The organism is Streptomyces sp. PA03-6a, assembly GCF_033792765.1.
Taxonomy (GTDB): domain Bacteria; phylum Actinomycetota; class Actinomycetes; order Streptomycetales; family Streptomycetaceae; genus Actinacidiphila.
On record NZ_JARAVK010000085.1, the window covers coordinates 1 to 19,853 of the forward strand.

At 70.4% G+C, this 19,853-nt stretch carries 13 protein-coding genes and 1 pseudogene; 2 read left to right on the plus strand and 12 right to left on the minus strand.

Annotation, left to right across the window (positions count from 1 at the left end):
* The 4 genes from PV350_RS21125 to pnuC all read right to left on the minus strand — a co-directional run.
* A partial coding sequence (locus tag PV350_RS21125; protein WP_500335357.1) for a hypothetical protein occupies positions 1–1,323 on the minus strand: 1,323 nt, incomplete at its 3' end.
* Positions 1,293–1,838 (minus strand): hypothetical protein, encoded by a 546-nt coding sequence (locus tag PV350_RS21130; protein ID WP_500335390.1) that lies wholly within the window; start codon positions 1,836–1,838, stop codon positions 1,293–1,295. The genes PV350_RS21130 and PV350_RS21125, both read right to left, overlap by 31 nt.
* Before the next feature lie 98 nt (positions 1,839–1,936).
* Positions 1,937–3,040, minus strand: a complete 1,104-nt coding sequence (locus PV350_RS21135) for an AAA family ATPase (protein WP_500335359.1) — start codon at positions 3,038–3,040, stop codon at positions 1,937–1,939.
* The gene (pnuC, locus tag PV350_RS21140; RefSeq protein ID WP_500335361.1) at positions 3,037–3,693 is read right to left on the minus strand and encodes a nicotinamide riboside transporter PnuC; all 657 of its coding nucleotides are present in this window, start codon (positions 3,691–3,693) and stop codon (positions 3,037–3,039) included. Before pnuC ends, PV350_RS21135 begins: the two co-directional genes overlap by 4 nt.
* Before the next feature lie 967 nt (positions 3,694–4,660).
* Here pnuC and PV350_RS21145 point away from each other — a divergent pair.
* Positions 4,661–5,095: a ribosomal maturation YjgA family protein gene (locus PV350_RS21145; RefSeq protein ID WP_500335363.1), complete on the plus strand. Its 435-nt coding sequence runs from the start codon at positions 4,661–4,663 to the stop codon at positions 5,093–5,095.
* A gap of 21 nt (positions 5,096–5,116) precedes the next feature.
* Here the strand turns inward: PV350_RS21145 and PV350_RS21150 are convergent, their stop codons facing one another.
* Positions 5,117–7,549: a helicase-associated domain-containing protein gene (locus PV350_RS21150; RefSeq protein ID WP_500335365.1), complete on the minus strand. Its 2,433-nt coding sequence runs from the start codon at positions 7,547–7,549 to the stop codon at positions 5,117–5,119.
* Positions 7,550–7,698: 149 nt separating this feature from the next.
* Positions 7,699–9,567: a M4 family metallopeptidase gene (locus PV350_RS21155; RefSeq protein WP_500335367.1), complete on the minus strand. Its 1,869-nt coding sequence runs from the start codon at positions 9,565–9,567 to the stop codon at positions 7,699–7,701.
* A gap of 264 nt (positions 9,568–9,831) precedes the next feature.
* Here PV350_RS21155 and PV350_RS21160 point away from each other — a divergent pair.
* Positions 9,832–10,058, plus strand: a pseudogene (locus tag PV350_RS21160) (transposase); the annotation flags it as partial.
* 271 nt (positions 10,059–10,329) lie between these two features.
* Here PV350_RS21160 and PV350_RS21165 read toward each other — a convergent pair.
* From PV350_RS21165 to PV350_RS21190, 6 genes are all read right to left on the minus strand, one after another.
* The gene (locus PV350_RS21165; protein ID WP_500335369.1) at positions 10,330–13,431 is read right to left on the minus strand and encodes a helix-turn-helix transcriptional regulator; all 3,102 of its coding nucleotides are present in this window, start codon (positions 13,429–13,431) and stop codon (positions 10,330–10,332) included.
* Between the two features lie 121 nt (positions 13,432–13,552).
* A complete protein-coding gene (locus tag PV350_RS21170; RefSeq protein ID WP_500335371.1) occupies positions 13,553–14,797 on the minus strand; it encodes an ATP-grasp domain-containing protein in 1,245 nt (414 codons plus the stop codon).
* A gap of 63 nt (positions 14,798–14,860) precedes the next feature.
* On the minus strand, positions 14,861–16,141 hold the full coding sequence (locus PV350_RS21175; RefSeq protein WP_500335373.1) for an MDR family MFS transporter: 1,281 nt from the start codon (positions 16,139–16,141) through the stop codon (positions 14,861–14,863).
* A gap of 550 nt (positions 16,142–16,691) precedes the next feature.
* Positions 16,692–16,916, minus strand: coding sequence for a helix-turn-helix domain-containing protein (locus PV350_RS21180; RefSeq protein WP_500335375.1), 225 nt, complete (start codon positions 16,914–16,916; stop codon positions 16,692–16,694).
* Positions 16,916–17,413, minus strand: a complete 498-nt coding sequence (locus PV350_RS21185) for a DUF2975 domain-containing protein (protein WP_500335377.1) — start codon at positions 17,411–17,413, stop codon at positions 16,916–16,918. Before PV350_RS21185 ends, PV350_RS21180 begins: the two co-directional genes overlap by 1 nt.
* A gap of 341 nt (positions 17,414–17,754) precedes the next feature.
* The gene (locus PV350_RS21190) at positions 17,755–19,260 is read right to left on the minus strand and encodes a GMC family oxidoreductase (RefSeq protein ID WP_500335378.1); all 1,506 of its coding nucleotides are present in this window, start codon (positions 19,258–19,260) and stop codon (positions 17,755–17,757) included.
* Positions 19,261–19,853: the final 593 nt, after the last annotated feature.

Sequence of the window (19,853 nt, forward strand, 5' to 3'; positions counted from 1 at the left end):
GCCCGCCCAGGCCCCGGCGTGGATGGCGACGGCCTTCTTCCGCACCGTCGTCTCGACGGCCAGCGGCTGGACCCGGTACGTCCCCTCGTCCCAGCGGAGCAGCGCGATGCAGGCGCCCGATGCCGCGACCGCCTCGGGGGTGAGCGGCCCGGCGGCCGGGACGCGGTCGGTGTCGACGGCGAGGGACTGCCCGGCGACGGTGAACGTCACCACGCCGTCCTCGGTCCCGGCGGCGTAGCCCTCCAGGAACACCGGTACGGCGATGCGGGCCGGGTGGCGGTCCAGGGGTGCGACGGCCGGGTCGGCGGCGGTGGAGAGCACGACGCGGGCGGCGGCGAAGGCGTCGGCGGGCTCGCCTGCTTGGGCGTGCGCGTCGTTCCAGAGCAGGTCGCCCTCGGCGGTGACGGGCATGCCGGTGAGGTCCATGGAGCGGCCCTCGCTGACGGCGGCCAGGAGCGACATGTGCGGGCGGAGCAGTTGCCAGAGTCCGGCGCCGACGACGGAGTCGGGCTTGGGCGCGGACACGCTCGCGCGCACCAGGTGGGGCGTCGTGCCGTCGGCGGGCTCGAACACGGCGTGGACCTGGGCCTGCACGGCGGTCGCGTGCTCCTGGAGGTCGACGCCGAGGGGCAGCAGGCGGCCGGTCGCCGTGCCGGTGACGGGCGCACCGGCCGCGCCGGGCAGCGTCAGCAGCATCCCGCGCGACCACAGGTCGGCCCAGCGGCGTACGGGGAACCGGTCCATGGTGGCCCCGGGGCAGGAGGCGGCGAGTTCGGCGGCGAAGCCGTCGAGGAGCGTGGCCAGGCGGCGCAGTGACGGGTCGGGCAGCATCGCGGAGACGATCTGCGCGGCGCCCGACACGAGGTCGTGGTCGAGGCCCTGCCAGCCGGAGCGGGCCAGGTCGGACAGCCAGGACCGGGCGGCGGCCAGCAGATTCGGCGCCTGGTCGCCCTGGTGCTCGGGGGCGGCCTGCCCGGCGCGGGTCCGGCCGGTCGCCTCCTGGATCCGGGCCGTCAGCGCGTCGTGGACGGAGCCGAGCAGCGCGGTGCGGGCGGCGGCGAGGACGACCAGGTGGTCCTCGCTCGCGGCTCCGGCCGCCGCCTTCGAGGCCGCCTCGGCGACCCGCGCGGCCAGCGGGGTTCCCGCGACGGCGTGGACGAGTTCCGTCAGGCCGGCGGTCTGGGCGGGCTGGGGACGCAGCAGTCCGGTGACGAGCGTCGTGTCGAAGGCGTCGACGGCCGCCAGGGCCTCGTCGAGCCCGGGGAGGGCTTCCGCGAGCAGGTCGTAACGCATCACGCCACCGCCCTGGTCGGCGGGAACCACTGCATCTCCGGCAGCGGGGCCGTGGTGGGGGCGAGTTCCAGGTAGGCGAGGTGGCGCAGGAACCGGCTGAAGACCGGCGCCGCGGCCTGCTTGTCCCCCTGCGAGGGGCGGGCGCTCGTCATGGCGGCGGTGATGCTCTGCGCGTCCGGCTCGCCGCCCGCGGTCTCCACCTTGACGTAGCGGGCGACGCGCTCGGCGCCGTACTGCAGCACCGCCTCGACGATCAGGGCCCGTATGTGGTTGCAGAAGCCGCCGCGTGCGCCGCCGCAGGGCCGGTTGTTGTTGGTGCTGCAGGTGTAGGCGTAGCTGCCCGCGGCGACCGACGAGACGTAGACCCGCTCGATGTCCGAGCCGCTGGACACCACGCCCTGCAGGCGTCCGTCGGCCAGTTCGACGAACGGTACCTTGGCGAGCTTGCGCGGCCGGGCGGGTGCCGTCACCCGTGCCGTGCTCGACCTCTCCCAATCTGACAACGCGCCATCTCCTGTGCAGCATGGGGGTATTCCGCGCCACATCGGCGGGACGTCAATGAACATATCCGCGATCACTGACAACGCCGTCTGACTGTGCACAGCCCCAGGTCAGGGGCCCTGTGGAGGGCGCGGAGGCGGCATCACCGGGGTGAGGCGAGCCCGCCGCGTTCCGGAAGCGGGGCGGCGAAGCGCCAGCCGCGGGCGAGCAGCGCGTCGACGGCGGTCACGGCCGTCTTCAGCCGTTGCTCGTGCGGGCCGGTAAGCACCACGTACGCCAGGCCGCGGCGGGTGAGTTCGTCGCGGAAGCGGCCGGTCATCCAGGACCGCAGGTGCTCTCCGTCGCGCAGTCCGTCGTCCTCGAAGGGCACGCCGGCGTCGTCGGTGAGCAGCCACAGGTGCTGCCGGCCCCGGGCGGCGACGGCCTCCACGCGGGGGTTGCGTCCGCCCATGTAGCGCTCGTGCCAGATGGTCGTGGCCATGGCGTCGGTGTCGCAGAACAGGACGGGCGACCCGGTCCGTGCGGCGGCGTCCTCCTCGGCATGCTGGCGTTCGGCGATCAGCTCGAATTCGCCGGAGTCCCAGGTGACGTCGTCGAATGCGGCGTCCGGGCGGACGGCCAGCAGGTGCGCGTACTTCTGCTCGCTGTAGGTGCGTCCGTACTCGGGGACCCATCGGGTCGCCTCCCACACGCCTCCGCGCGCCCGGTAGTGCTCCGCGAGGGCGCGGGCCATGGTGGTGGTGCCGGTGGACTCCGCGCCGACGACCACCACCCGGCGTGCCAGGCCCGCCCGTACCGGCGCGGCCAGGTGGTGCCAGCAGGCCACGGGGTCCTCGCGGACGGCGGTCCCGGAGACCGGATGGGCGCTGCGGCCGACGTCCACCGTGACCGCCACCGCGCCGAAGCGGCGGCCGAGTTCCTCCCCGTACGGCTCGGAAGTGAAGACGGCGTCGACCGGATCCGGGACGGCGGCCCGGAAGACCGCCATGTGGGCGTCCCAGGCGGCGGGGTCGGAGTAGTCGACGGGTTCGTCGTCCACGGTCCCGACGACGTCGATGCCCGCCTCCGGGTGCGCTTCGCGCATCCAGGCGACGCGGTCCGCGAGCGGGAGGGATTCCACGGCAGAGGCGCAGACCAGCACCGTGAGCCTGCGGCACCGCGCGGCGGCGCTGCGGACGAGGTGGTGGTGGCCGGCGTGCGGCGGGTAGAACTTGCCCAGCACCAGGCCGTGGTCGAACTCGCTCACGCCACGGCCTCCGCCCGGGTCGCCGTACCTGTGCGGACGGTGAACTCGCCGAGCCAGCCGCGCAGGCCGACCAGGCAGAGCAGCAGGAAGCCGGCGTAGAGGAGCGACGTGAGGTAGAGCCCCTTGTAGGCGTACAGGGGGATGTAGACGAGGTCGGCGGCGATCCAGAGGTACCAGGACTCGATCTTCTTGCGGCACTGGCCGTAGGTGGCGGCGAGCGACAAGGCCGTGGTGAGCGCGTCCCAGAAGGGCACGGTGGAGTCCGTGGCCCGGTCGAGCAGCACGGTCAGGAGCGCGGTGGCGATCACCGTCGCGGGCGCCAGGACGGCCCAGGTGCGGCGGTCCGTGCGGGTGACGGGGAGCCGCTGCGCGGCGGATCCCGCGGCGGCCCAGGACCACCATCCGTACGCCGCCAATGCGACGTAGACGACCTGCAGGGCGGCGTCCGCGTAGAGGCCGGCACCGGCGAAGAGCAGGATGAAGAAGAGGTTGTTGGCGATGCCGACGGGCCAGTTGGCGATGTGCCGTCGGGCCACGAGCCACACGCACAGCGCACCGCTGCCGAAGCCCAGCACCTCCACCCAACTGACGGGGGTGTCCAGCAGGGTGAACAGCGGCTGCTGGAGCGGGGCGAACACATCCGCGAGTGCCACGCGGCGACCTCCTGTAAATGTCAGGATGACGATAAAGGAGGGTTCGCCGACGGGCAAGGGGTGGGTGTAGAGGGCCGTGGCGGCGTCGTCCGAGCGGGGTACTTGAGGCGACCGACGCGCGCGCACGCCGCTCGACGCGCGCGCGGCGTCGGCACGATCGGGCCGACTCCGCTGCAACAGAACCCGGCCCTGTCCCCTGGTGCGAGTGGCAACGGCCGGGGTCAGCCAAACGGACCACCTGTACCCCAGGGACACCCGGCCTGGGTGCCTCACGGGATAAGATCCGGTGAACCGGATTTCGGCGTGGTCTCAAGGACAATGGCAGCAGGTCGGCAAAGCAAAGGCAATACCTTTGCGGTGCGATACGGTTCCAAGAATGGCCGCAAAATGCTCATCCTGTAGCCGGCCGGAACCCTGACCTGACAGTACGGGCCGACCGCGCGGAAAGCCGCGCAGCATGGTTGTCCGGATTTCGCCCACGCTGCCCTCACGCGCCAAATCAACTCCGAATACCGGGTGGACCGATCCCCTGCGTGGGCTCCACTCTGCCCATGGAGGCCCCTCACCGCCGGGCTGCAACCCACGGTGACATCCCCGGGGCCGAGCGAGTGGCAACGAGCATGGGAGGTCCCTCAGCGTGCCACACGACACGCACACGCAACATTCATCCACCGAAGAACCCCAACAAAGAAGTCGCGGTATCCGTATACCCACTGCGGTCGTTGTCGTCCTGGTCGCATCGGTCCTGGGAATCGCGTTCGCCTCGCGCATCCGGATCGACATCCACATCGCGGCACCGACACTGCCGGCCCTGATAGCGGCGGAGCTGATCCGCAGGGTCGTCCGTTCCTTCATCTCGTCCAAGGACCGGTAGGCGCAAGAAAGCACGAGTCGGCGCAGCGGCCACGCCCGCTGCGCCCGACAGGCGTCCGTCGGAGGTCCCACGGTCGTCCGACAGAATGACCCCGTGACCCCCGAATCCGGACCCCACCGCCGTGCCGCAGACCCGTTCCGGACCCGGCTGACGGCAGCCACGGCCGCGGTGATCACCGTCGGTGCGGGGCTGGGGCTCCGGGCCGTGGCGGAGGGGAGCGTGGCCAAGTACGGCGGAGACGCGCTCTACACCGTCCTGCTCGTCACCCTCGTCGTTCTCGCGGCGCCCCGGGTGACGCCCCTGATAGCGGCCGGCAGCGCCCTGGCCGCCAGTTGGGTGATCGAGTTCCTGCAGCTCAGCGACGTGCCCGCGGAGCTCGCCCAACGCAGCGTCGTCGCCCGTCTCGTGCTCGGTTCCACCTTCAATCCGCCGGACCTGCTCTGGTACGCCTTCGGCGCGGCGGCGGGCTGGCTCGTCCACACCGCGGTGTGCTCCTTTCTGGCACGCCGGCGAACGGTGCACCGCTGACCCTGTCCCCGCCAACCCGGTTCAGCGCGCGGCGAGCCGTAGCGCCATCTCCCGGGCGGAGGAGGGCAGTCCGCGGACGGGCTCCCCGTACTGCGGGTGTGCCTGGTCGAGCGTGGGGATCAGGGAGCGGGACCGTTCCTCGGGTACGCGTTCCAGGACCGTCGTGCCCGTCTCCGCCTCCAGGGCCGGGGCGTAGCCTGCCGTGCGCAGGGCGGCGAGGGTCTCGTCCGGGGGCGCCGTGGAGATCAGCACCGTCGGCGCGATCCGTCGCAGGCCCAGCTTGGCAAGGCCGCGCGTCTGCGCGACTTCCGCGATCAGCGTCGTGTCGTCGGAACGGATGCAGCACGCCGAACGCACGACCCGCAACCGCCCGTGGCTGCGGGCGACGTCCTTGACCGTGTACGTCAGCGGTTGCGGCAGTTCCGTTCCCGGTCGGCAGACGGCGGTGAGGCGTTCGAGGATCCCGTCGGCGTCCCATCCCGCGTCGAAGGCCCGGCGCAGGGAGGCGGGCGTGATGCGCCAGACCACGGCGTGCCCCTCGGACTCGATGTCGCCGACCGCCGACAGCAGCGCCGCCAGATCGGGGGCGGGCGCGCCGGTGACCGTGGCCGTGGAGTCGGCCTGGAACCGGGCCGTGGTGCTCGGCGCCGGCAGCATCGAGCGCAGGGCCTCGCGCAGCGCGGCCACCGCCGTGGCCAGGGCAGGGCGCTCGGCCAGGCCCTCCCCGAGCCGGTCGGCGCCCTCGGCCGCCGGGTCGGCGTCCGCGCCGGGCACGGCCGGGTAGTGGCGGGCGGCCCCGGCGCCGAGCACTCCGGCGACCGCGCGGCCGGCTTCGGTGAGCGCGCCGTGGGCCACCAGGCCGAGCAGCTCCGCCTCCGCCAAGGTGGCCTCGAGCCGCCCTTCCAGGTCCTCGTCCTCGTAGGGCGCGATCAGCACCGGCCGGAACCAGACGGCGCGCTCCAGCAGTTCGTCGCGTCCTTCTCCCCCGGCGGTCAGCCCGTACCCGTCCGGCAACGTGGCCAGCGCCTGCAGCACGCCGTGCCGGAGCGGCGCCGCGTACGGGTCCTGGGGGCTGATGAGCGCGACCGGGGTCTCACCCTCGTCCGGCCAGTACGTGAACACCTCCGGTACCACGGCCCAGGCGGCCGTCAGCGGCAGCAGCTTCCCGGCGGGTGTGGCCGCGGCCCAGGCGTCGTAGCGCTCGCTGGGCAGCAGCCGCGCCGGTTGCGGCGGAGCGGCGGGGCGTCGGCGCCCCCGGCCGCGAGCGGCGGGTTCCGCCTTCTCACTCTGGGGGGCGGCAAGGCCCGCGTTCACCGCCAGGTCGAGCCACAGCCGGGTGTGTGCCTCGCTCGTCCCGGCCGCCTTGGCCAGTCTCCTGGTGTCGCGCACCGCGATCCCGCCGGCCTTCCGTACCGCCACCGGTCGCGCGGCCAGTTCCCGCAGCACCAGTTCCGCCCGCCAAGCGGCGGCTCCCGCCGCCACCGCGCCCTGGGCCGCCCAGTCCGGGGGCAGCCGGGTGACGCACGTCAGCGGTTCCGGGTCCAGGCTCGGCGTGGGCGCGGGCTGATCCGCGCGCAGTGCGTGACCGACCTCGTACGGCAGTTCCACCAGATCAGGCCCTACCGGGACCACCATGCCGTGTTGGGCGAGCCAGTCGGTGCCCTCGTCCCCGCTGCCGCCCTCCCGGAACGTGTACTTGCGGTCCGGTCCCGCGTAGTCGCCGAACCGGGACACGAAGCAGTGCGTGCGCAGCAGCGGCGGTCCCTGCAGCATGTGGTCGAGCAGTTCGTGAGCCGCCGCCGGGGCGGCGGCCACCAGCTCCCGCACCCGGCCGGGGTCCGCCAGCAGTGCGCCGACCGCCGCCTGTGCGTCCGCGCGGGTGCGCTGCTCGATGCCGAGGGCGGCGGCGATCCGTTTGATCTCCGGCGCGTTGTACGCCTGGGTGAGCAGCAGGTCGGCCGGCCTGCCGTAGCCGTCCATCCGGGCCGCCGACGTGTGCAGCAACGACGGCAGCGCCAGCCGGCCGCGCGGCGCGGGGAGCACCAGCGCCCGCTCCCGCAGCCGTTGCAGTGCTTCCGCGGTCCTCTCACGTGGTGTGCCGCCCTGCTCCAGCCAGTCCAGCACGTCCGCCTCGGGCACCAGCCGGGTGTAGGGGTCCACCGGCGGCGGCGCCGGGCGCCAGGCGGACGCGTGCTGCTCCGCCTCGGGCACCGGACCGTACGTCTCCAGGGCCCGGGCCGCCACGCACGCCAGCAACTGCGCCTCCCCGCTCGTCCCCGCGGCGACGGCGCGCTCCACGGAGTCGTCGGTGAGGAGGTGCTCCGCCAGTTGCCGGAAGGTGGTGACCGGCGCATAGCCCGCGGCACGCGGCAGTTCGCGCTCTTCCAGCAGGGCGGTCAGGGGCTCGGCGGAGAGCCCGGCGAGCCACTGTTCCAGGGCAGTACGTGCATGCACCCGCCTGAGCCTAGAACAGTCCGAGTCCCCTGATGAAACCCTCTCGCGATGTGCTTCGGCTGGGGAGGCGCCGTCCCGTCGGGAACGAGGGCGGCCCCATGACACGGCATGCCGCCGTGTCATGGGGCCGCGGCCCGCTAGGAGGCGGGTCAGAAGCCCAGGCTCCAGGTGTCGAGGTAGCCGGGGAGGACGATGAAGTTGCCGGGGGTGTTGTCCCTGACCCGGAGCTTCCAGGTGCCGTTGGCCGGGACGGCGGAGGCGTCGACGGTGAACGTCTGGTGCAGTTCGGGGATCGCGACGGGGCCCTGCGACCAGCCCTTGACCGGGATCACCCGGCCGTCCTCGCTGACCAGGTCGATGACGTAGAAGCCGACGTGGACGGCGTAGAGGTCGACGGTCACCTTGAGGTCGGCCGGGGCGTTGCCCTTGCGGCCGCTGACGGCGACCGGGCTCTCGATCACCGCCCAGTTGGGGATGTCGTACCGGTTCGGGTTGACGAAGACGTCGCCGCCGGAGGCCAGCACGGTCCACTGGTAGTGGACGGTACGGCAGTTGCCCGCCGCGTCCTTGACGGTGATGGCGGGCCGGTACTCGCCGCCCTTCACCGGGGTCCCGGAGACCAGGCCGGTCCTCGCGTTGATGGACATGCCGCGCGGGAGGCCCTTGGCGGAGTAGGTGAGAGGGCCGGGGCGGGAGCTCTGTGCCTGGATCTGCCAGGTGACCTGCTGGCCGGTCGCCGTCCGCCGCGGGTTGGTGCTGTCGATCGCGAGGTGGTCGACGAAGCGGTACCCGACCTTGACCGCGGCCCAGGCGTTGCCGACGGCCTCGTACTTCTTGCTGCCCATGCCGTAGAGGTCGGCGGCTGCCTGGAGCGTGGCGGTGCGCGCGCCGGCGAAGTCCGTGGTGCTGGTCATGTAGACGGTCAGCGCGCGGTACCAGATGTCGGTGGCCGACTCGCGGCCGATGCCGGATACCGCCTTGCCGTCGAACGTCGGGCTGTCGTAGCGGACGCCGTTGATCGTCTTCTTGCCGCTGCCCTCGGAGAGCAGGTAGAAGAAGTGGTTCGCCGGGCCCGAACTCTGGTGCGGGTCGAGGTACTTGGTGCCGTTGGTCCAGTAGTCCTGCGACCCGCCGTAGCCCACGTCGTCCTTGGACGGCTGGTCCATGTAGCGCAGCGGTACGCCGGTGCCGTAGACGTCGACCTTCTCGGCGATGAGGTAGTCCGGCACGTCCTTGGGGCTGTTGGTGAAGAACTCCACCGCGGTGCCCATGATGTCGCTGGTGGCCTCGTTCAGGCCGCCGGACTCGCCGCTGTAGATCAGGCCCGCGGTGGCCGAGGTGATGCCGTGCGTCATCTCGTGGCCCGCGATGTCCAGGGCCGTCAGCGGCCGCTGGTTGTCCTCGCCGTCCCCGTAGTTCATGCAGAAGCACTCGTCGTCCCAGTACGCGTTGACGTACCCGTCGCCGACGTGGACGTACGAGCGTGCTCCGACGCCGTTGTCCGCGATGCCGTCGCGGCCGTAGCGGGAGTGGAAGAAGTCCCAGGTCTGCTGGGCGCCGTAGGCGGCGTCCACGGCGGCCGTCTGGAGGTTGGACGGTGTGCCGTCGCCCCAGACGTCGTCGTCGTCCGTCATGACCTGCCGGGTGTCGTAGTCGTAGGTCTCGTGGTTGCCGCGTGCGGCGTCCACCAGCTCGAAGACGTCGCCGTTGCGGACGGAGCCGATCTGCACGGTGCCGTTGTGCTGGCCGTTGCCGGTGCCGGAGTGGATCTGCTCGACGTTCGCGAGCTGTTTGCCGGTCTTCGCGTCGGTCACGACCTGGAGGCGGCTGGGGGTGCCGTCCTCCTGGACGCCGGTGACGACCGACTCCCAGGCCAGGGTCGGCGCGCCGGTCGCCGCCCAGACCACCAGGCGCGGCGCGCGGTCCACCGCTGCCTTGCGGGTCTCCTCACGGCCGGCGATGTCCAGGGCCGCCTTCCGTGCCTTCGCCGCCGCGAGCGCCGGCGTGGTCGTCGGCACCGTGAGCTTCGCACCGGACGCCTTGGTGGCGGACTGAAGGTCCTCGACACGCCGCCGCCATTGGGCGTTCCCTCCGTCCTCGAGGTGGCACGGGAGGTGGCGAGCATGGAGACGACGCCTCTCGCCACGGTTGCGTCCTTGGAAGTGGTGTAACGGGTTGGACCTGATGCGGGGGTTTGCTCCGGCGTCCGGGTTGGTGCCCGCATAGACAAACGGCCACCGGCTGATCTTCGAAGTGTCGAAGCCTCGAAGGAGATCAGCACGATGACCGCACCCAACAGTCTGCCCCTGCATGCCCTCGCCGACGAGAACCTTGCCGCGGCGAGTCCCGATCTACTGCGCGCGATGGTCAAAACGTTCGCCGACGCGCTCATGTCCGCCGAGGCCGATGCGCTCTGCAACGCCGAGTCAGCGACGAACGCGTCAACCACCGCAACGGATATCGCCCGCGCGAGTGGGACACCAGGGCCGGCACGGAGCCTGTTGCGTTGCGTGGGCGCCGCCGACTACCCATCAGCGACCAAGGCCACCGACGACCCCTCTGGCACAAGCCACGCTGATGTGGCGGCTGTTCGACGTATGCTCCTGTGAAAGTCGTCCAGTGCCCGGGGCGGAGGCGGATCCAGCCGCCAGGTCACGCAGCTGAGTCACCGACCATTCCGTTGACGACCTGCCGATCCTCTTCCCGTCGGCCTGTCGCGGCCCGCGAGATCGGCGGAGCGGGCAACTCCCACTCCCCAACGATGTGTTCATGACGACGTGTCACGCTGATCCGGCACCTGATGATTTCGAAGACGGACCCTCGCCTTCGCCTGGCTCCTCGACGCCATCGAACCCGAGTCGATGGGCAAGGGCGGCTGCCTCGGTGCGGCTGGTGACACCGAGTTTGGCGAGAATGTGCGACACGTGTGCGCTCACGGTCTTCTGCGAGATGAACAGGGCGGTTGCAATACGGCCGTTGCTGTATCCGCGGGCGACCAGGCGCAGAACCTCGGTCTCACGGACAGTGAGTGCTCGCAACACCGTCGCGGACGGCCCACCAGTGGCTGAGGGCTGGCGGGACGTCGGAGAGATGTCGTCGGACAGCTCGTCCCCCTTGGGAAGGGCGATGCCTCCCCGGCGGGCGAGCACTTCGATGTCGCTGTGGAGCTGCCGGGCACCGAGCGATCGTGCAGTCTCCCACGCCTGGTGCAGTACGGGTGCGACGTTCGGGCGCGGGGTGCGGACGGCCAAGGCGTCAGCGGCCCAGCGGCTTCGGGCGAAGGCCAGTTCGTACGGGCGCTCGAGACCCGTCAGCACGTCCACGGCGCGCGCCCATGCCTCAGGGCTGGGGTCTCCCTGAGCCCGGGCGAGTTCCGCCTCGATCATGAGCTGGTACGCCTGCCAGACGGGTACCCTCACGGTGATCACGGCCGCATGCGCCCGGACGGCGGCGATGACGTGATCGCGTTCGGCGTTCCTGCCCGGTACCCATGCGTCGGCCTCCGCGGCGGCGGCGGCGTGCAGCAGCGGCAGGGAGTACCGCACGGTTGTGGCCGGCAGGCCCCCGGACAGGGCAGTGAACAGCTCCCGCCGGGCATCGCCCAGTCGGCCCTGCCGGGCAGCGATGCGGACAGCGACAGTGGCCAGCGGAATGAGCAGCTGCGGCTGCGGGTCCCGGGTGCCGTACAGCTCGCGCGCGGCAGACAAGTACCGTTCCGCCTCCCGCGACTCGCCACGGACGGACTCCATTTCGGCGTTCAGAGCGGCGACGATGCCGCGGGCCTTGCGGGACCGGGCGAGACGGGCGGCCTCCTCGGCCGCCCGTGCCGACTCGGGCCAGCGCCCCAGCGAGAACAGCGACAGGGCCCGGTTGGTGTGGACCCACGACTCAACGTTCGCAAGGCCGAGGCCGCGGCACAGCTCGGCGCTCTCGTCGCCCGCAGTGAGCGCCTCCGCGGACCGGCCCAGTCCTTCCAGTACGGAGGGCAGCATGATGGATACGCGGCCGATGAGTGCGACGGCGCGCAGTTCCTTTGCACGGCGCAGCACCTGGCGCAGTTCGGTGACGCTCTCCTTGAACTCGTCGGTGCCGGTGAGCAGCCAAGCCCGCGTGACGCGGGCGTTCAGTTCGCCGTACGCGTCACCGACCTCTCGCGCGTAGCCGACCGCGCGCTCTGCGGCTTGCAAGCTGTCCGGGCCCGGCTGGTGGCGGGCCCCCCACGCGGCGATTCGGGCGAGGACGTCGGCGTGCACTGCGGAGGACGGCAGCTCGCGCACCAGGTCCTGTGCGTGGTCGAGTTCCTGCTTGCCGTCGCCGAGCCCAAGGTCCTCCACGAGCTGAGCGTGCTCGGTCCAGAACCAGGCTCGGCGCAGGGGATTGACCTGCGAGTCCGGGAGGGCCAGGGCTTTCCGGGACAGGGCCACACCCCGGTCCCACTCACCGCTCATCCGCGCCGCCACCACCGCCTCGGCCAGCAGGTCGGTGTAGACGCATCCCTCCGTCCCCGCGCCGAGTGCTGGGTCCTGCGCGACCAGGCCGGGTGCCCGCAGTGCGCTCCTGGCCGCCTCCGGGATTGTCTCCCACAGCTCCATAGCGCGGGTGAGCAGGTGCAACTGCTCCGTGCAGGCGTAGCGTTCCTTGGCCTCCGCGGCGGCTGTCACGTAGTGGGTGAACGCCCTCGCCGGCTCGTGTGCCCCGGCCCAGTATCCGGCGAGGCGGGCGCTGTACTCCTCGGCAGGTGCCAGCGTGGGATGGGCCTCCAGCGCCTCGGCGGAGCGACGGCTCAACCGGGCACGCTCACCGGGCAGCACCTCGTCGTCGGCCGCCTCGCGGACCAGGGTGTGGCGGAACCGGTAGCCATCTGGCGTGGCACGGAAGATCTGGGAGTCAACGACGGCACGCACCGCTTCGATCAGTTCTGTCTCCGGAAGGTCGGACGCCGCCCGTAGCAGGGTGTGCGGCACGGCACCACCGCTCACGGCGGCGATCCTCACGACCTCCTGTGCCGCGTCGGGCAGTGCGTGGAGCCGAGCGAGCAGGAGGTCGCGGAGGGTGTCGTGGAGCGCGGCGTCGGGGCCGAGACGTCCGGCGTGTACGAGCTCCTCGACGAAGAAGGCGTTGCCGTCGGACCGTGCGAGGATCCGGTCCACTACCCAGGGATCCGCCGGCGCTCCCAGGAGCGCTGTTACCTGTGCCTTCACCTCATCCCAGGTGAAGGCGGGCAGCACGATGCGGAGCAGGTTGCGCAGCCGAGCGGCCTCGGCGAGAAACGGGCGCAGGGGATGGCGCCGGTGCAGTTCGTCGGAGCGGTAGGTGCCGATGATCAGTACACGTCCCGAGCGCAGCGACCGGAAAAGGTACAGCAGCAGGTGCCGCGTGGACGCATCAGCCCACTGCAAATCCTCCAGCACGAGGACGAGAGCACGCTCCGCCGACAGCCGCTCCAGCAGCCCGAGAGTGAGTTCGAACAGGCGCGCCGGCCCTTCGTTCGGCAGGAAAGACGCGCCGGAGTCGAACATTTGTGGTGCGACGTGTCCCAATTCCGGCATGATCCCGGACAGTTCGGTCGGTAGGTCGGCCATCGGGAACGGGCCGATGTCGTCGGCCGACCCACCGGCCGACTGGCGCAAGGCCGACCGCAGCGCGGCCAGAGGCGCCGCGAAGGGCACCTCCTCCGCGCCCGTCTCGACGCAGCCGCCCACCGCGACGAGGGCTCCCCGGCTCCGTGCCACCGCGGCCAGTTCCTCTACCAGACGTGACTTGCCCACGCCGGCCTCACCACCGACGAGTACCATACGGGACTCGCCCGAGGCCGCGTCAGCGAGCGCCCGCGTGAGCGTGGCCATCTCCTCGTCACGACCGATGAACACGGGGGTGACCATGACATCCTCCACGCAAGCGATCATCGCACGGGACGCAGGTGTGCCCACTGACCCGCCGATCGCCGTGTCCGGGCCCCAGCGGTCCCGCACAGCCGCCCCATGGCAGGAAGTACGCGGATCATCAGCCGGTCGTCACGTCGGGCAGCATGCGCACCCGGACCTTGCCCGCCGCCGACCACGCGTGGTGCAGGGCCAACTCAGCCGTCTCCCCCTCGGTCAGGACGATCGAAACCAGACCACGCTGGTCGCTCATGGATTCGATTCGCGCTCCCCGGTCCTGGACGGGGTACAGACGGGGGCTCCCAGGGTGCATGGCCAGGGTGGGGCCGCCCTCAACAGACGCGACGACACCGCGCTCCGGCGCGTACAGGCCGACGGCCGCCGCGCCGGTAGGCGGCGGCGGGACCACGTCCATGAGGGCGGGACGCTCCCCCAGTGCCATTTCCACCAGCGCCTGGTGGACGTCGAACCCGGCTGCACGCCGCATGAGCTCCCCGATGACGACGCCTCCGAGCCGAGGGTTGACCTCGACGGTTTCCACCCCCTCGGCCGTCCGGATGAACTCCGTGTGCGTGAAGCCGTGCCGGTAGCCGACGGACTCCAGCACCCGCGACACGTGCTCCCGGACGTCTGCCTCCAAGGCATCCGGTAGCACGACGGGGAAGGAAGCCGATTCCTCGCGGAAGTCGGGCTCGGGGGACAGCGTGCGGCTGCAGACTCCAAGCAGCCGCGTCTGCCCATCCCAGGTCAGAGTCTCCGCGCTGTACATAGGGCCGATCAGGTACGTCTCGGCCGTCAAGAGCCTGCCACCCAGAGACTCGGACCGCCGGGCGGCCGCCAGTACGTCGGCGAATTCCCCCTTGTCCCGCACCAACCACACATTGCGGCTGCCGGCACCGGCCACGTCCTTCACGACACAAGGGAACTCCAGGTGCGGAACCAGGTCGTCCGCCGCGAAGGACGTGGCAGGGTCGAAAACCTGGCTACGCACCCGGGACAGTCCGTGCCTGCGCAGATGCTCTCGGAATCCGCCCTTGTCGCGCAGCAGCGCCACTGCGGCGGGGTCGGCGTGGGGCAGTCCGAGCTCTCGTGCGACGTGGATGGCTTGGTCGCTGACGGTGTCCACCATTCGCAGCACCCCGGCCACGCCGCCGGGCATGCTGCGGAGCACGGCCAGCACGCGGTCGGTGTCATCGGTATCCACGTCGACCACCGTGAGCGATCCTGGCGCTGCCAGGGCGAGCTCGTGCAGATAGCGGGAACGGTCGGCTGTGAGCAACACCAGCCCGTGGCCGCGACGCCGGGCGGCCGCGGCCAGGTGGTCGAGCCCGAAGTTGAGCGCTTCGATGGCGGCGATGACGGACAACTGGAACCTCCAACGGGGAAGGACAAAGAGTGGCAACACCGGACGAAGCCGGGAGCATCCAGGTCAGGAACTGACGGTCTCGGTCAGTCCGACCGCCCCGGACCGTTGGGCGTCGTCCTTCCCGCAGGCTCGACGGGCGCCCCCATCGAGCCTGAGCACGACGAAGGCGCAGCTCGCCAGCAGTCCGACAGCCGCACAACCCGCCCAGAGGACCGTGCCGCCGGCGAGGTCCAGCACAACGCCGCCTGCAATCGGCGCGACGAAGGACGCGGCCGCCGTTCCGAAGCCGAAGACGCCCTGATAGCGACCTCTGAGATGCGGCGGCGACATGTCGGCGACCACTGCAGCGGACGTGGGCGCGAAGACCATTTCGCCGACCGTCCAGATCACCACACCGAGCCCGTAGACCAGCGCGACGTCGCGGGCGAAGGCCGTCACGCCGAACCCTGCGCCGAACAGCAGGGCGGCCCCGGCGAGCAGCGGGCCGCGTCGTCGGCCGCGCAGCCACGAGGTCAGCGGGATCTGCAGCAGCACGACCACCAGGCCGTTGAGACTGATCACCAGGCCGTACGTGCGCGCGCTGAGTCCCTGGCCCTCCATGGCCACCGGCAGCGTGGTCACGCCCTGGTGGAACAGCAACCACAGTGCGAGGGAAACGGCAGTCAGCACCAGCAGTCGGCCGTCGCGCAGGGCCAGGGTCATGCCGCGCGCTGCAGCGGGTCCGGCCGTCGGCGCCGAGCTCGCGTGCTTCGTGGTCGGGCGCGTCTCCGGAAGCCGCCACCACGCGATGAGTCCGCAAGCCAGCGTCGTCACCGCGTCGCCAATGAAGATCCACACGAAGTCGGCCCGTACGAGGAACCCGGCCATCGCGGAGGACAGGCCGAAGCCGACGTTCACCGCCCAGTAATTGAGGGAAAAGGCACGCTGCCGGTCCTCTGGGCCCACGAGGTCCGAGATCATGGCCGAGAGCGCGGGGCGGGGCGCGGAACTGCCGGCGCCGAAGAGGAATGTCAGCACGACGACGGCGGCGACCTGCGTGGTCACGGCCAACGCGGCCGTGACGGCCGCGGTCACGACATAGGACCCGGCCATGGTGCTCCGCCGACCGAGCCGGTCGCTCAGTTCACCGCCGACCAGCGACCCCGCGACCGAGCCGAGGCCGAAGCACGAGACCACCAGTCCTGCCGCAGTGGCGGAGAACCCCCGGTCGAGCGTGAGGTAAAGGGTCAGGAAAGGATAGACAAAGGTGCCCAGCCGATTCACGAGTGTGCTCGACCACAACCACCAAAAGCCCCGAGGCAGCCCCCGGAACATGGCCCCTCTTACCCACCGCACATCCGGCATACAATCGCTCCTCGCATACCGGCTGTCCGGTCACTTCGAGGATGGCCCACCAGCCTGATCCTCCCCATCGGGAGAAACCCTCGGTTTGGCGCGGCGCGTACCTTAGATGTCCAACGGAGTCCTTTGTGACGTGTCGGCCTGGATGTCGAGGGTCTGCTCGTGGTGACAGGGTGTCTCGTCCGGATCCCTTGCGCACGAACCGCTGCGTCGCTCGCGCCGTCGCTGCCGGTGCGCGTCAGCGTCGCACTGCGTGTACTCGTCAGGCCGGTCGTTGGCCTGGATGACGTCCCTGCGGTGGCCGGGCTCGGGCTCGTCACTTCGTGGCGGCATCGCCGGTTGTCTAACGCCGGCTGAGGCTTTCCATTGCAGTAACGGTTACGCGTCGGCTCGGCGACACCCGACCGGCGGGGTACCCCCGATGTGGGCCATGACCTGCGGGAACGGTGGTGCGTCGCCGGGCCTGCACCGCGGGACCGCCCGCGCGCGTGGTCGACCGCTTCGCCGGCAAGGGGCTCCTTGTGACGGGCCCCGGCCGCACCCAGGAAACGCCCTATGGGTTGTCCGTGTCACCGTCGGGCATCCAGCGCAGCACGTCGCCGGGTTGGCAGCCGAGGGTGCGGCAAATCGCGTCGAGTGTCGTGAATCGCACCGCCTTCGCGCGTCCGTTCTTCAGCACGGCTACGTTGGCGGGCGTGATGCCGAACGCGTCGGCGAAGGCGCCGACCGACGGGTTGCGCCTGGCGAGCTGGACGTCGAGGTCGACGACGATCGCCATCAGACCACGTCGGCGATCTCGGTCTGCAGATCCGTCGCCTTCCGCAGGAGGCTTCGCATGATGGCGACCAGCAGTACGAAGGCCACCCCCATGCCGGCGCTCACGGTCGCGGCGCCCAGAGCGCCGATGACCTCCATGCCGTCGTCGGGAGTGGGGACGTCGGTCAGCGCGAGATGCCCGGTGACCCCGAGTGCCAGCAGCGTCGCGACGAGCGAGGACCCGATGATGATGTCGACCCACCGCAATGCCCGCGACGTGAAGATCGCGTCCCGCCGGACCATCGCGAGCAGCATCCACATTGCGATAAGGGTGACTTGGACGCAGGCTACGCCGGCGATAGCCACCGCCACGTAGGGCGCGGCATAGGCGCCGTAAGGCGGAAAGCGGTCTACTTCGTCCGCTGCCATCGTTGGGATGACCACGATCTGGCCGAAGAGTCCAGCCAGGAATGCCACGACGACACCGACTCGGAGCGTGGCGATACTTAAGCGCTGCATGTATCGATTCTCGATCAGTATCGATCGATAGTCAATAGATCCACTCGCGGATCGCGAGTGCGGTACTCGCTCCGACGACATCGCAGCTGCGCAGGCCGAACGCGCAGGAGGACCGGGGTCATCAACGGGATGGTCCACAACGACTACTTTCGCCCGCGCCCAGCATGCCTCCGTCACCGACAGAAAGAGGTGAGCCGGCAGGCCCGGCGCATTCCGCACCGGTCCGGGCCGACCGCGCTGCAGGCCCGGACCGGGTGATCGCCGAGGAGGCATACCGACAACGGCACCGCCAATCCCGCGGCCGCACGCTGGCGGCGTTGCCGGGAGCGCGCGGCGCGACGTCAGCGGTTGGAGTTCTTGATCAGGTCAGAGGCCCGTTCGGCGATGGCAAGAACGGTGGCGTTGGTGTTTGCTGCCACGATGGACGGCATGACCGAGGCGTCAGCGATGCGTACCCCGGCGACACCGCGCACCCGCAGTTCTTCGTCGACCACCGAGCTGTCGTCAACACCCATGCGACAGGTGCCCACGGGATGCCAGTAGACCACAACGCTCGTGCGGGCGTACTCGGCCAGTTCCTCGTCTGTCTCACGGAGCCCAGGGAGGATTTCCTGGCCTCGCCACGGGGCGAGTGCGGGAGCCTGACCAATCTGCCGGGCCAGGCGGAGGGCGGAGACCATGGCCTGCTCGTCACGTAGGTCGGCGTAGCAGTTGGGGTCGAGTATCAAGGGAGCCTCTACAGACGGCCCGGAGAGGCGGACCGTGCCCCGACTACGCGGAGTCATCAGCGCCACAAGGAACGAGTAGCCGTGCCCGTACTCCACGCCCGGAGCCAAGGGTGCCTCACTGAGGATGAGCTGGACATCAGGGGCTTCAACGTCAGGTGTGCTGCGTATGCGCACACCGACCTCGGCGTGATTACCAGAGGTGCCTGGAACTTCCAGCGACGCGCTGTAAGTAAGGGTGGTGGTGGGGTGGTCGTGGTAGTTGGAACCGACCTCGGGTGCGTCCACCAGAACATCCACCCCGATCTCGCGCAAATGGCCGGCAGGGCCGATGCCGGAGAGCATGAGCAACTGCGCCGAGCCCATGGTGCCCGCAGTGAGTACCACCTCACGCGAGGCATCGGCCAACGTCGTCTCGTGCCCGGCCGTGTACTCGACGCCTACACAGCGGTCGCCGTCGAATCGCAACCGCCGCACCAGCGCGTCGGTCACCACTTCCAAGTTGGCACGATCAACGACGGGGAGGACGTACGCGTCAGCCGCACTCTGCCGCATTCCATCGACGATGTTCACGTCGAACAGTCCGACACCGTCCTCCTGCCCGTCGGCGAAGTCCACAGTGCGCGGATGCCCGGCCTCGACCGCAGCCTCGCCGGCGGCCCGCATCAAGGGGTGCACATGTGCCGCTGGGCCCACACGCATGGGCCCGTCTTGACCTCGGACCGCAGCGTCTCCCCTCCGGGCGGTCTCCGTACGCTTGAAGTACGGCAGTAGATCATCGTATCCCCAGCCCTTCAGACCGCCTTCAGCCCAAGCGTCGTAGCTGGAGCGATGCGCGCGTAGGAAAATCATGCCGTTCATCGCCGACGAGCCGCCGAGCCCTCGGCCGCGCGGCTGCATGACGCTGGTGCCGGTGTGCTCCATCCGGACCGATGTGTCACCCCAGTTCTGGGGGGTCTGCATCAGCGCCGGCCATGCCGCCGGAACCGCCGACAGGTCAGGCAAAGTACGGCTTCCGGCCTCCAGCAACAGCACACGCGCGGAGGGGTCCTCCGACAGGCGCGCAGCCAACACACAACCAGCCGAGCCACCCCCCACAACGATGTAGTCGTACTCAGACACGACAACCCCTCTCGGTTCCGCAGACATACCAGGATCGGGCCGGACGCATTGCTGTCGATGCCTCTCACCGCGACGGCCTCGTGTCGCACAGCGGCCTTTCAAGGCCGAGCCCCCGCTCGTACAGGCCATCCAGACGACCCGGAGCCGAGTTGCAAAATCAGGCAGAGTTTCGCCGCTTGTGACATCACGCCAGTGGATAGCGGGGAGCAGCAAGCGACCCACGTGAAAGTACGACCGGCCGTACTTCCATGTCAAACCCAAACTCGCAGGCAAGGGCACCATGCATTCCTAAGGTAGCCACAGCCTACAAGCGAGTAGTTTTCCCGATGCGGTTCCGACCTCAGCAGGTGCAACCTTCGGAGGTATGGGAACGAACGCTCGGCTCGCAGCCGGTGAATACGCGCGCTCGCGAAAGCCGGGTACTACTCGTGGCACACGAAACGCAACTTCCGGCTCGGGTGGCCGAAGGGAAGTCAGCGCTTCTCCCGCGCGCAGTCAGGGACAGCCAGGCGGCACTTCCGTAGAGGTGCGGGGCCAATCGACCTCGTTCCGCGGGCCGCCGTTTCCCCGTTAGCCGACTGTAACGGACGCCC